This is a genomic window from Geodermatophilus sp. FMUSA9-8, assembly GCF_037034165.1.
Lineage (GTDB): Bacteria > Actinomycetota > Actinomycetes > Mycobacteriales > Geodermatophilaceae > Geodermatophilus > Geodermatophilus nigrescens.
The window spans coordinates 31,768-44,249 of record NZ_JBAGKE010000004.1 but is presented as its reverse complement, the minus strand read 5'-3'; the positions used below and the strand labels follow the sequence as shown (position 1 = coordinate 44,249).

Here is a 12,482-nt window from a genome sequence, read left to right as displayed (position 1 = left end):
GGATCGGGGGATGGTCTTCATCTGGAGCAGCAACTGGCGCCCCCGGCGCCGCCGCCGCGGGTACGGCCCGCCGCCCGGCTACGGGTACGGCTACCCGCCGCCGGGCTACGGCCGCCGCCGCCGGGACGACTCGTGCCTGCGCGACCTGCTGTTCCTCAACACCGGCTGCTGCCTGGCCAACGCGATCGGCTGCGGCATCGACGGGCTGTTCCTCGTGCCGACGACGGTCCGCCACGTCTCCGCCGCCGGCACCGGCCCGCGGGGCTCGCGCGTCGCCGAGCGGCTGGTGGCCGCGGTGCGCGTCTACCAGCGCGAGATCAGCCCCCGGCGCCCGCCGTGCTGCTCGTTCAGCCCCACGTGCTCGGCCTACGCCGTCGAGGCGCTGGAACGCCACGGTGCCCGGCGCGGTGCCTGGCTGACCGTGCGCCGGCTGGTGCGCTGCCGCCCCGGCGCAGCCGGCGGTGCGGACCCGGTGCCCGCAGCCGCCTGAGGTCAGCGGGCGAGGCGGTAGTGGCTCAGCACGACCCCGGTGGTCGTGGGCACCGACTCGACCAGCTCCCAGCGCAGGTGCGCGCCGGCGGGGAAGAGCGTGCGGCCGCTGCCGAGCACGACCGGGGCGACGGCGAGCCACGCGTCGTCGACCAGGCCCGCCGGCAGCAGCGTGGCCAGCAGGTCGGGGCTGCCGAGCACGGTGAGGTCGAGGTCGGTGCCGGCCTTGAGCTCGGCCACCGTCCGCGCCGCGTCGCCCGCGAGCACGGTCGTGTTCGCCCAGGTGGGCGCGTAGCCGGCGTCCCGGGTGACGACGTACTTCCGCTTCGCGTCGAGCACGGGGCCGAACGGGTTGTCGGTCGTGCCGGCCCACGCGGCCTGCATCGACTCGAAGGTGCGCCGGCCGAAGAGCATCGCGCCCTCGCCGGCCATCCCGCGGCCCATCACCTCGCCCATCACCGCGTCGGGATAGGGGCCGAACCAGCCGCCGTGGGCGAAGCCGCCCCGGGTGTCCTCGTCCGGCGACCCGGGGGCCTGGGCGACCCCGTCCAGGCTGACGTTCTCGACGATCGAGATGGTGCCCATGTCACTCCTCCGCTCCGACTGCTACAGAAGTAGTAGTAGCCGCTACGCAAGACGTAGCGCAAGGGGTAGCCTCGGCGCGTGCCCGAGCGCAGCTACGACGACCCGTGCGGCATCGCCCGTGCCCTCGACGCGGTGGGGGAGCGCTGGGCGCTGCTCGTCGTCCGCGAGCTGCTGCTCGGCCCCAAGCGCTACAGCGAGCTCGCCCGCGGCCTCCCCGGCAGCAGCCCCACGGTGCTCAGCCAGCGGCTGCGCGACCTGGAGGCGTCGGGGATCGTCACCCGCACGACGGCGGGCCCCCCGGGCGGCGGGCGGGTCTACGCGCTGACGCCCCGCGGCCGGGAGCTCGACGACGTCCTGCTGGCGCTGGGCCGCTGGGGCTCGCGCACGGAGCAGACGTCGGCCGGCGCGCTGTCGCCCGACGCGTTCGTGCTCGCGCTGCGCACCACGGCCGACCCCGCGCGGCTGGCCGGCTGGTCGGCGCGGGTGGAGCTGCGGATCGAGGACGACGCCGCGCCCGACCGGGTCACGCTCACCGTCGACGGCGGCCGGCTCGCGGCCGCGCGCGGTCCCGCCGGGGAGCCCGACGCCGTCCTCGCCGGGCCCGGCGCGGCGCTGCGGCCGGTGGCGTTCGGCCGGCGGTCCCTCGACGACGCGCTCGCGGCCGGTGACCTGCGGCTCGAGGGCGACGCGGCGGCGGTGCGCCGGCTGCTGGGCGCCGTCGTCCCGCCGGTCCCCGCCTGAGCACCCACCCCCGCTGCCGCGGTCCCGGGAGCGGGGGCGTCGGGGAGACTGTCCGGGTGCCCGCCAGCGACGAGACCTCCGGCGACCTCCCGGTCACCGGGTCCCTCGTCGTGCCGGCGTCGGCCCTGTCGTGGCGGTTCTCCCGCTCCTCGGGCCCGGGCGGGCAGGGCGTCAACACCGCCGACTCGCGGGTCGAGCTGTCGGTCGCCCCGCTGGACCTGCCCGGCCTGACCGGCGCCCAGCGCGACCGGCTCGGGCAGCGGCTGGCCGGCCGGCTCGCCGACGGCGTGCTCACCATCGCCGCCAGCGAGCACCGCCAGCAGCTGCGCAACCGGCAGGCCGCCCGCGAGCGGCTGGCCGCGGTCCTGCGCGCCGCGCTCGCCCCGCCCCCGCCGCCGCGCCGGCGCACGAAGCCGACCCGCGGCTCGCAGGAGCGGCGGATCGCCGAGAAGAAGCGCCGCGGCGAGCTCAAGCGCCGCCGCGGCGGGTGGGACTGACCGGTCAGAACTCCGGCATCGGCACGCCGGGCGGGCGCACCGCCACCCACAGCGGCAGCTGCCCGTCGGCCGAGCGGGTCGCCTCGACGACCTCGAACCCCAGCCCGCGGGCGAACCGCACCACCGCCCAGGCGGGGGCGACCAGCGCGGCGGGGACCCCGTCGCGGTCGCAGCGGTCGAGCACCGGCGCGAGCACCGCGCCGCCGAGGCCGCGGCGGCGCGCGCGCGGCCGGGTGACGAGCACCCGCAGCCGCCAGTGCGGCTCGCGGGGGAGGGCTGCGGCGAGCACCTCGTCGGTGCGGGCGACGGCGTCGGCCCGGTCGGCGTGCAGCCGCGGGACCTCGCGGCCCAGCGCCGCGGCGACGTCGGCCGGCAGCGGGTCGGCCGCGCCGTCGGGCGCCTGCCAGGAGGCGACGGCGTCGACGTCCTCGCTCACCCAGGTGGTGCCGGTGGTGACGCCGCGGTGCGCGTCGAGCTCGGCCAGCCGGGTCAGCCGCTGGGTGCGCCCGTCGAGGGGCAGCGCCCAGCGCACCCACCGCGACTCGGCCAGCGACACCGTCACCGTGGCGGCGATCCGGGGGACGTCGCGCGGCTCGGCGGGCCGGATGACGGGGACGCCGACGTGGACCGTCGGCCCGGGCTCGCTCATGCCGCCATGACACCACGGCCCGCGCGCACGGGCCCGGACACGGCGACGGGGGCCGGTCCACAGCGGACCGGCCCCCGTCGGAGGTCGTGCGGGACGTCGCTCAGACGTCGAAGCCGGCGCGGTCGACCTTGCGGTGGTACCGCGTACCGAGCTTGCCGCCCAGGACGGCGCCGAGCAGCGTCACCAGCAGCGCGGCGACGCCGGCGACGATCCCGGCCGTGGTGAGGGTGTCCCCGCTGATCGGGATGCTCGGCAGGTTGAGCTGCGAGAGCACGTTGTACTCCGAGCCGAGCACCGCGCCGAGGACGGCGAGGACCGCGATGACGAGCAGGCCGATCACCCACACCGCGACGCCCTGCCGGACGCCGTCGAAGCGGGCCATGCGCCCGGCGACGTAGCCACCGGCGAGGTAGGCGAGGAACAGCACCACCAGCAGCGCGATGCCGCCGACGATGCCGATGGTGTCGGCCTGAGCGGTGGCCTGGTCCGCGGCCTGGTCGACGGCCTGGTCGACGCTCGAGACCTGCGTCAGGCCGAAGGCGACGCCGGCCGCGGACAGCAGGGCCAGCAGGATCACGGCCAGGCCGTTGGCGGACAGCCAGCCGAAGAAGGCCGCTCCCCACTTGATGCCGCCGAAGCGGGCGTGCTGGGCGTCGACGGCGTCCCGGGCCTTGCCGCGGGTGGACGACGCGCCGGCCGACGCCGAGGTGGCGTCGCTTCCGTACGAGGAGCTCATGGTGCCTTCCTGGGAACAGGCGCGACCGGCCGTCCGGGGCGTGTGGGACGGCCGGTCGCGGGGGAGGGGTCCGGTGCCGCGTGGCGGACCGGGGAGCCCCGTCCCGGCCCCGGGCTCGGGGCGGGGACGGGGCCTCGGCTCAGCGGCCGATCTTGCCGTCGTCGTCGCGGTCGAGGGCGTCCTTGGCCTTCTGCACCAGGCCGCGGTCGTCCCGGCCGGTGGTGCCGGTGCCGGCGGTGCCGGCGACGCCGGTGGTGCCGCCGTCGACCTCGATCTCCTCCTTGCGCACCTGCTCGCTGACCTGCTGCTGCTCGGTCACCGTCTGGGTGTCCAGGCGGACGCGCTCGACCGGCACGGCCTCCTTCTGCACCACGGGGCGCTCGGCGTGCAGGACGACCTCGTGCTCCTCCTCGGAGATGGCCGGGCCGTCCATGGCGTTGCCGTAGTTGGCGTCGGTGATGGGCTCGCGCTCGACCCGGACCTCCTCGTGGGAGACCGGCACGGTCTGCGTCACGTTCTCGGTCACGACGTACTTGCGCAGCCGCGCCCGGCCGGCCTCGACCCGCTGGGTGCCCACGTTGAGGTGCTCCTCGGAGCGGGTCATCGCGTTGTCGGTGGTCGGGCCGGAGGTGTCGTGGCCGACCGCGCCGCGGACGTCGTCGTAGGTGCCGTCGCCGTCGCGGTCCCGACCGGTGGTCCCGGTGGTCTGCGTGGTCGTGCCGGTCGCCATCGCCTGGCCGGTGGTGCCGGTCGTCATGCCCTGTCCGGTCGTGGTGCCGGAGGTGCCCAGGCCGTAGTAGCGGTAGAGCTCCTGCTCCTCCTGCGGCGACAGGTGCCCGCCGGAGACGTCGACGTGCGGCGCGTTCTTGACGCGGCTCTTGTCGTAGGGCAGGCGCAGCTCGCCGCCGGAGACGGAGGCGTCGGCCAGGGGCACGAAGGCCTCCTTGGTGCCGAACAGGCCGGTGCGGATGGTCGCCCACTCGGGGCGGCCGGTCTCGTCGTCGAGGTAGACCTCGCCGACGGTGCCGTGCTTGCCGTCGGGGCCCATGGCGGTGCTGCCGATGACGTCGCTGATCTGCTGGTCGGAGATCACGTGTGCTCCTCGCGGAAGGGGGTCGGGGGACGGCCCGCTCCCGCTCTCGGCGGTGCACCGGGGGTCAGCGGGCCGACCTGGGGATGCCCCGCCGCTTTACGTCGTAAACCCGTTCTCGTCGCCGGGGACCAGGCCCAGCCGCCGCACGCCCCCCAGCCGTTCCAGGAGGTTCTCCAGCGCCTCCTCGAACTCCGCCGCCGACTCGTCGCGCGACAGCAGGTCCTCGAGCTCCACCACCAGCGGGTACTGCGAGAGGTCGGTGCCGGTGCCGGGCACGCCCTCCGGCTCGTCCTCCGCGTTGATCGGTACCCCCTTCTGCGACACCTCCAACAACAGGTGTCCGAGGAGGAAGCTCGAGTACGCGCGGTAGGCGGCGACGGCGGCCTCGGCGGAGAAGCCGCTGGCCGTCATGGCGGTCAGGAAGGACTCCACCCAGCGCAGGCTGCGCAGCGGCGGGCGGACCCAGGGCGCGGCCGGCGGACGGGTGGCCACCAGCGGGAATACCTCCGGGTGGGCGAGCGCGATGCGTCGCACCCCGTGCGCCAGCCGCTGCAGGTAGTCCTGCCAGCCGCCGGCGGCCTCCATGTGCACGTCGGGGTCGCCGTAGAGCTCGTCGATGACGGTCTCCACGACGCCGTCGAGCAGCTGCTCGCGCCCGGGAACGTAGCGGTAGAGCGCCATCGCCTCGACGCCGAGCTCGGCGCCCAGCCGGCGCATGGTCAGGGCGGCGAGGCCGTGCCGGTCGATGAAGGCGATCGCCGCGCCGAGGATGCGGCGGCGGTCCAGGGGCGTGCGCCCGGTGGTGGGCGCCCCGGCGGGGACCACCGCCGCCGCGCCCGCCCGCCCCTCGGGGGAGTCGGGGTCGGGACGACGCATCGGGATCGTGTCGTCGGTGCCGTCCACGGACACCTCCTCGCGTCGCCGGCATCCCGATCCTCCCCTCCGTCCCGGGCCGCACGGCGACCGGGCACCACCGGTGAGGTCTCCGGAACGAACGGTTGACGTCGCTGCCGCCGTGGGGAAACCGCCGCCCGCGACGCTCCTGGGCGTGTCCGCAGCCCCCGTCCCGAGCGCCGTCCCGGCCGGCCCGCGCACGCGGACGACCGAGACGCACTGCCCGTACTGCTCGTTGCAGTGCGGGATGGCGGTGACCGCCGGGGACCGGCCCGCGACCCTCGTGCCCCTGGACTTCCCGACCAACCGCGGCGGGCTGTGCGCCAAGGGCTGGTCGGCGCCGGAGCTGCTCGACCACCCCGAGCGGCTCACCCGCCCGCTGGTGCGCGCGGTGCCCGGCGACCGCACCAGCCCGCTGGTCGAGTCGACCTGGGACGAGGCGCTGGACCGGGTGGTCGCCGCGGTCCGGCGCACCCAGGCCGAGCACGGCCGTGACGCCGTCGGCTGCTTCGGTGGCGGGTCGCTGACCAACGAGCAGGCCTACCAGTTCGGCAAGTTCGCCCGGGTCGCCCTGCGCACCAGCGCCATCGACTACAACGGCCGCTTCTGCATGTCCTCGGCCGCCGGCGCGGCCGTGCGCGGGCTCGGCCTCGACCGCGGGCTGCCGTTCCCGCTGTCCGACCTCGCCGGGGCCGACGTGGTCGTGCTGGTGGGCAGCAACCCGGCCGACACCATGCCGCCGGCGATGCAGCACCTCGACGCCGGCCGGGCGCGGGGCGCGCTGCACGTCGTCGTCGACCCCCGCCGGACGGCGACCGCGCGCGCCGCCGGCCTGCACCTGCAGCCGCTGCCGGGCACCGACCTGGCGCTGGCCAACGGGCTGCTGCACCTGGCGGTCGCCGAGGGGCTGGTCGACGAGGCGTACGTGGCCGCGCGCACGACCGGCTTCGAGGCCGTGCGCGACGCGGTGGCGTCCTACTGGCCCGACCGGGTCGAGCGGATCACCGGCGTGCCCGTCGCGCAGCTGCGCCGCACCGTCACCGCCCTCGCCCGCGCGGGGAACGCCGTCGTGCTCACCGCCCGCGGCGCCGAGCAGCACCGCTCCGGCACCGACACCGCGACGGCGTGGCTGAACCTGGCGCTGGCCCTCGGCCTGCCCGGCCGGCCCGGCAGCGGCTGGGGCACGCTGACCGGCCAGGGCAACGGGCAGGGCGGTCGCGAGCACGGGCAGAAGGCCGACCAGCTGCCCGGCTACCGCAGGCTCGCCGACCCGGCCGACCGCGCGCACGTCGCCGCCGTCTGGGGCGTCGACCCCGCCGACCTGCCGCTGCCGGGCCGCAGCGCCTTCGAGCTGCTCGATGCGCTCGGCACCGACGGCGGCGTCCGCGCGCTGCTGGTGCTCGCCTCCAACGTCGCCGTCTCCGCGCCCGACGCCCGCCGGGTGGTCAGCCGCCTGGGCGACCTCGACTTCCTCGCCGTCAGCGACTTCTTCCTGTCCGAGACCGCGGAGCTCGCCGACGTCGTCCTGCCCAGCGCCATGTGGGCCGAGGAGTCCGGGACGATGACCAACCTCGAGGGCCGGGTCATCCGCCGGCGGCGGGCGCTCGACCCGCCCGACGGCGTCCGCGACGACCTGGCGCTGCTCGCGGAGCTGGCGCAGCGGCTGGGCGCCCGTGGCTTCTCCGCCGACCCGGAGACCGTCTTCGCCGAGCTCGGCCGGGCCAGCGCCGGGGGAGCGGCCGACTACTCCGGCATCACCTACGACCGCATCGACGCCGGGCAGGGCGTGTTCTGGCCGTGTCCCGCCACCCCGGACGACGGGCCGGCGCACCCCGGCACCCCGCGGCTGTTCACCGAGCGCTTCGCCACCCCCGACGGCCGCGCGCGGTTCGTGCCGGTGCACCACGTCGAGGCGCACGAGCAGCCCGACGACGAGTACCCGTACGTGCTCACCACCGGCCGGGTGCTCGCCCACTACCAGTCGGGCACCCAGACCCGCCGCACCCGCAGCCTGCAGCTGGTGGCGCCGATGCCGCGCGCGGAGCTGCACCCCGACCTCGCGCGCCGCCTCGGCATCGCGCACGACGACGTCGTGGAGCTGGCCACCCGCCGCGGCCGGGCCCGCTTCGCCGCCGCCGTCACCGACGCCATCCGGCCCGACACGGTGTTCGCGCCCTTCCACTGGGGCGGCGGGTCCAGCGCCAACGCGCTCACCGACCCCGCGCTCGACCCCGTCAGCCGGATGCCCGCGTTCAAGGTCTGCGCGGTCGCCGTCACCCGGGTCGGCGGCCCCGCCGAGCGCCTCCCGGCACCCGACGCGGCCGGCCAGCCCGCGCCCCGCCCGCACGCCCGACCCACCCCGCCCGCCCCGCGGTCCCCGTCCCGCAGCCCGAGGAGGAGCCATCCCGTGAGAAGCAGCCCCCGATTCCTGCAGGGCGTGTTCCCGCTGACCGGGGAGGGCCTGGCCAAGCCGGGCCCGGTCGACCCCGCGCTGCGCTACCAGGTGCCCGCCGGCGCCACCGCCCAGGCGCTGTACTTCCGCGGCGGCAACTCCACGCCCGAGCTGGTCTACGTGCTGCTCGTGCGCGACGGCGAGCCGGTGCGCTGGTTCCCGATCGGCGCCAAGGGCGACGTGCACGTGCCGCTGCGGGTGGTCGAGGACCTGCCCGGTGGCACCGTCGTCGAGCTGCACGCCGCCGCCCCCGAGGGCGTCACCGGCGAGCTCGTCGTCGACCTGGGCCTGGTGGAGGTCTGATGGGGACGGTCCTCGGTGGCCGCCCCGCGGGGCTGACCACGATCGCGGTCGACGACGAGCTCGACGACGCCCGGGCGCGGCTCGTCGTCGTCGGCAACGGGATGGCCGGCGCCCGGTTCGTCGAGGAGGTGCTCGAGCGCGGCGGCGGCGAGCAGTTCCGCGTCACCGTGTTCGGCGACGAGCCGCACGGCAACTACAACCGGATCATGCTCAGCCCGGTCCTGGCCGGGGAGACGCACGAGGACGACATCGTCCTCAACAGCCACGACTGGTACGCCGACAACGGCGTCACCCTGCGCGCCGGCGTCCGGGTCGAGCGGATCGACACCGCCGCGAAGCTCGTCTACGCCGCCGACGGCACGGCCACCGCCTACGACCACCTCGTGCTGGCCACCGGCAGCTCCAGCTTCATCCCGCCCATGGCCGGCGTCCGGCGGGAGGACGGCGGCCTGCTGCCCGGCGTGTACGGCTTCCGCACCCTCGACGAGACCCGCGACATGCTCGCCGCCACCCGCCGATGCCGGCGCGCCGTCGTCCTGGGCGGCGGCCTGCTCGGCCTGGAGGCCGCCCGCGCGCTGCAGGGCCACGGGCTGGCCGTCGAGCTGGTGCACGCGATGCCGCACCTGATGAACGCCCAGCTCGACGCGGAGGCCGGCGCCATCCTCAAGCGGAGCGTCGAGGCGCTCGGGATCACCGTGCACCTCGACGTGCTGGCCACCGAGGTGCTCGGCACCGACGCCGTCGAGGGGGTGCTGCTGCGGGACGGGCGGCGGCTGGACTGCGACCTGCTCGTCGTCGCCGCCGGCGTCCGCCCGCACACCGACGTCGCGCTGCTGTCGGGGCTGGAGGTGGAGCGCGGCGTCGTCGTCGACGACCAGCTGCGCACCGACGACCCCGACGTCTACGCCATCGGCGAGTGCGCGCAGCACCGCGGCTCGGTCTACGGCCTGGTCGCGCCCGCCTGGGAGCACGCGCGGGTGCTCGCCGACGTGCTCACCGGCACCGACCCGACGGCGGAGTACCACGGCAGCCGGACGGCGACGAAGCTCAAGGTGGCCGGCGTCGACGTCGCCACCATGGGCGTGAGCGCCCCCGAGCGGGACTCCGACGAGTTCCTCGTCATCTCCGAGCCCCGCCGCGGCGTGCACCTGTCGGTGGTCATCCGCGACGACCGGCTGGTCGGCGCGACCCTGCTCGGCGACACCCGCAAGGTCGCCCACCTGACCCAGGTGTTCGACCGCGGCACCGCGCTCCCCGAGGAGCGCATCCGGCTGCTGGTCGACCTCTCCGACGGGAAGGAGGAGGTCGGCGTCGCCGAGATGCCGGCCGACTCCCAGGTCTGCAACTGCAACGGCGTGACCAAAGGCGCCATCTGCGGGGCCGTGGCCGACGGCTGCGGCAGCGTCGGCGCGGTCATGGACCGCACCCGTGCCGGCAAGGGCTGCGGGTCCTGCAAGGCGCTGGTCAAGCAGGTCGTGGAGTGGGCCGCCGACGGCGAGGTGACCGAGGACCCGGCCGCCTCCTGGTACGTCCCCGGCATCCCGCTGACCAAGCCCGCGCTCGTGGCCGCCGTCCGGGAGCAGGACCTGCGCAGCGTGTCGGCCGTCTTCGCCGCGCTCGCGCCGGGCGGCAAGGAGGACGCCCGCTCGAAGATGGCCCTCACCTCGCTGCTCAAGACGGTGTGGGGCACCGACTTCGTGCGGGAGAAGGACGCCGAGTTCGTCAACGACCGCGTGCACGCCAACATCCAGCGCGACGGCACGTTCTCCGTGGTCCCGCAGATGAAGGGCGGGGTGACGACGCCCGCGCAGCTCAAGCGGATCGCCGAGGTGGCGGAGAAGTACGAGGTGCCGATGGTCAAGGTCACCGGCGGCCAGCGGATCGACCTGCTCGGCGTGCGCAAGGAGGACCTGCCGGCGGTCTGGGACGACCTCGGCATGCCGTCGGGGTACGCCTACGGCAAGAGCATGCGGACGGTGAAGACCTGCGTGGGCAGCGACTTCTGCCGCTTCGGCCTCGGCGACTCCACGCAGCTCGGCATCGACCTGGAGACGCGGTTCCAGGGCATCGAGAGCCCGGCGAAGATGAAGCTCGCCGTCGTCGGGTGCCCGCGCAACTGCGCCGAGGCGTACGTGAAGGACGTCGGCGTCGTGGCGGTGGGCAACGGGAAGTGGGAGGTGTACGTCGGCGGCGCGGCCGGGGCGACGGTGCGCAAGGGCGACCTGCTCGCCACCGTCGGCTCCCCGGAGGCGGTGATCGAGCTGACCGGCCGGTTCCTGCAGTACTACCGGGAGAACGCCCACTGGCTCGAGCGCACCTACGACTTCGTGCCGCGCGTGGGCCTGGAGCACCTGCAGCGCGTGCTGCTGGAGGACGCCGAGGGCATCTGCGCCGACCTCGACGCGGCGATGCAGCGCTCGGTCGACGCCTACACCGACCCGTGGGGCCAGGACGGCCGCACGCCGGCGACGCCGGGGCAGTTCGCGACGTCGCTGCCGCTGGTCCCGCTGCCGCAGGTGCCGGTCCGGTGAGCGCGCCGCACCTGGAGGCCGCCGCGCCCACCACGCCCGGCACCGCGCTCGGGTCGCCGGCCACCGACGTCGCCGTCCCCGGGACCGCGCCGGCGCCGGCCGCCCGGGCGCACGTCGTCGGCCGGGCGGAGGACGTGCCGGCGGGGGAGGGGCGGGCGTTCGTCGCCGGCGGCGTGCAGGTCGCCGTCTTCCGGCTGCGCGACGGCTCGCTGCACGCCACCCAGGCCGCCTGCCCGCACGCCGGCGGGCCCCTGGCCGACGGGCAGACCGACCCCGACGTGCTCGTCTGCCCGCTGCACCTCTACGGGTTCCGCTGGACTGACGGCACCTCGACCGGCGGCGTCGGCCCGCTGACGCTGTACCCGGTGCGCGAGACCGACGGACTGCTCGTCGTGGAGGTCTGAGCGACGTGTGCACGCAGCGCGGTCCGGGGGAGCCCGCGACCGCGCCGCGTGCACAGAGCGACGACGGCGAGTGTGCGCCCAGCGGGGTCCCCGGCCCGTGCGTGAGCCCGGTGGGCGCACACTCGGCGGGTCGGCGTGAGCGTCAGTCCTCGATGACGTCGAGGCCCTGCTCGCGCAGCCGCTGCAGGCTCGCGAGCATCCCCGCCAGTGCGTCCGGCGGGTGTCCCTCCCAGTCCCCGACCTCGCCCACCACCCGCAGCGGCGAGCGGGTGCGGTAGGACCGCGTCGGGTTGCCCGGGAACCGCTTGTCGGTGACGTTCGGGTCGTCCTCGAAGGACCCGAGCGGCTCGACGACGTACACCCGGCCCCGGTCGCCGGTGCCGGCCAGCGCCGTGGCGAGCTCCGCGCCCCACACCGCGGTGTCGAGCAGTGTCGTGAAGTACACGTGGTTCATCACCCGCCCGGCCTGGAAGTTGGAGGGGTGGCCGGGGACGAGCTCGTCGCCGACGGCGAGGTCGGCCCGCGTCCCGTGGAAGTACGGCCCCGCGACGTCGGCCGGCTCGTCGGTCACGCCGGAATCCTGCCGTCCTCAGCCGTGCATGCGCGCGCCCTTGGTGACCTTGTCGACGGCGTTCCTCGGCCCGTGCAGCGCCAGGCCGACCAGGTCGAGCTCGGCACCGCGCACGGCGCGCACCGCGGCCCGGTTCTCCGCGTCGCCGCCGGTGGCGAACAGGTCGGCGGTGAACAGCGACGTCGGCAGCCCGCGCTCCAGCGCCCGGGTGCGCACGCGCGCCAGCACCTCGCCCGACGCGGTGAGCACCAGCACCGGCTGGCGGAACATGGCCAGGTAGGCGGTGCCGTCGGCGTCCTCGTACGGGCGGCCGATGAGCTCGGGCACCGCGGCGGCCACCGCGCTGGACAGGAACGCGGTCACGTTCAACTCCTGCCACGGCAGCAGCCCCTCCCGCAGCACCACGGCGATCTTGGTCGGCCACGGCGGGCCGACGTCCACGGTCTCCTCGACGGCGGCGCTCTCCTCGACGGCGGTGTCCTCGACGGTGGTGGTCTCCATGCCCCCCAGCGTCGGGCCGGCGGGTGGCCCGGTTCT

13 protein-coding genes are annotated in these 12,482 nt (G+C 76.0%); 6 read left to right on the top strand and 7 right to left on the bottom strand.

The window, feature by feature from the left end:
* Nucleotides 1–10 precede the first annotated feature (10 nt).
* Entirely contained in the window at nt 11–490 is a 480-nt protein-coding gene (gene yidD, locus WA616_RS09925) for a membrane protein insertion efficiency factor YidD (RefSeq protein ID WP_336029358.1), read from the top strand.
* Nucleotides 491–492: 2 nt separating this feature from the next.
* On the opposite strand, the gene WA616_RS09920 is transcribed toward yidD, so the two are convergent.
* On the bottom strand, nt 493–1,074 hold the full coding sequence (locus tag WA616_RS09920; RefSeq protein ID WP_073422501.1) for a dihydrofolate reductase family protein: 582 nt from the start codon (nt 1,072–1,074) through the stop codon (nt 493–495).
* 78 nt (nt 1,075–1,152) lie between these two features.
* On the opposite strand from WA616_RS09920, the gene WA616_RS09915 reads away from it, so the two are divergent.
* On the top strand, nt 1,153–1,815 hold the full coding sequence (locus WA616_RS09915) for a winged helix-turn-helix transcriptional regulator (RefSeq protein ID WP_336029354.1): 663 nt from the start codon (nt 1,153–1,155) through the stop codon (nt 1,813–1,815).
* Between the two features lie 56 nt (nt 1,816–1,871).
* Entirely contained in the window at nt 1,872–2,312 is a 441-nt protein-coding gene (gene arfB / locus WA616_RS09910; RefSeq protein ID WP_336029353.1) for an alternative ribosome rescue aminoacyl-tRNA hydrolase ArfB, read from the top strand.
* 4 nt (nt 2,313–2,316) lie between these two features.
* On the opposite strand, the gene WA616_RS09905 is transcribed toward arfB, so the two are convergent.
* The 4 genes from WA616_RS09905 to WA616_RS09890 all read right to left on the bottom strand — a co-directional run bounded on the left by WA616_RS09905 (nt 2,317) and on the right by WA616_RS09890 (nt 5,693).
* Nucleotides 2,317–2,961, bottom strand: a complete 645-nt coding sequence (locus tag WA616_RS09905) for an N-acetyltransferase (RefSeq protein WP_336029352.1) — start codon at nt 2,959–2,961, stop codon at nt 2,317–2,319.
* Between the two features lie 100 nt (nt 2,962–3,061).
* Nucleotides 3,062–3,697 carry a hypothetical protein gene (locus WA616_RS09900; RefSeq protein ID WP_336029351.1) on the bottom strand — a complete coding sequence of 212 codons (636 nt, stop codon included), beginning with the start codon at nt 3,695–3,697 and terminating at the stop codon, nt 3,062–3,064.
* 139 nt (nt 3,698–3,836) lie between these two features.
* Nucleotides 3,837–4,790: a PRC and DUF2382 domain-containing protein gene (locus WA616_RS09895; protein ID WP_336029350.1), complete on the bottom strand. Its 954-nt coding sequence runs from the start codon at nt 4,788–4,790 to the stop codon at nt 3,837–3,839.
* Nucleotides 4,791–4,886: 96 nt separating this feature from the next.
* A complete protein-coding gene (locus WA616_RS09890) occupies nt 4,887–5,693 on the bottom strand; it encodes a TetR/AcrR family transcriptional regulator (protein ID WP_336029348.1) in 807 nt (268 codons plus the stop codon).
* 145 nt (nt 5,694–5,838) lie between these two features.
* Here WA616_RS09890 and WA616_RS09885 point away from each other — a divergent pair, with 145 nt between their 5' ends.
* From WA616_RS09885 to WA616_RS09875, 3 genes are read left to right on the top strand one after another with little or no spacing between them, the layout of a single operon-like run.
* Nucleotides 5,839–8,439, top strand: a complete 2,601-nt coding sequence (locus WA616_RS09885) for a molybdopterin oxidoreductase family protein (RefSeq protein ID WP_336029347.1) — start codon at nt 5,839–5,841, stop codon at nt 8,437–8,439.
* A complete protein-coding gene (nirB, locus tag WA616_RS09880) occupies nt 8,439–10,970 on the top strand; it encodes a nitrite reductase large subunit NirB (protein ID WP_336029346.1) in 2,532 nt (843 codons plus the stop codon). The genes WA616_RS09885 and nirB overlap by 1 nt, the downstream gene beginning before the upstream one ends.
* Nucleotides 10,967–11,374: a Rieske (2Fe-2S) protein gene (locus WA616_RS09875; protein WP_336029344.1), complete on the top strand. Its 408-nt coding sequence runs from the start codon at nt 10,967–10,969 to the stop codon at nt 11,372–11,374. The genes nirB and WA616_RS09875 overlap by 4 nt, the downstream gene beginning before the upstream one ends.
* Nucleotides 11,375–11,516: 142 nt before the next feature.
* On the opposite strand, the gene arr is transcribed toward WA616_RS09875, so the two are convergent.
* Entirely contained in the window at nt 11,517–11,945 is a 429-nt protein-coding gene (gene arr, locus WA616_RS09870; protein ID WP_336029343.1) for an NAD(+)--rifampin ADP-ribosyltransferase, read from the bottom strand.
* An 18-nt stretch (nt 11,946–11,963) separates the two neighbouring features.
* Nucleotides 11,964–12,446 carry a DUF2000 domain-containing protein gene (locus WA616_RS09865; protein WP_336029341.1) on the bottom strand — a complete coding sequence of 161 codons (483 nt, stop codon included), beginning with the start codon at nt 12,444–12,446 and terminating at the stop codon, nt 11,964–11,966.
* Nucleotides 12,447–12,482 lie beyond the last annotated feature (36 nt).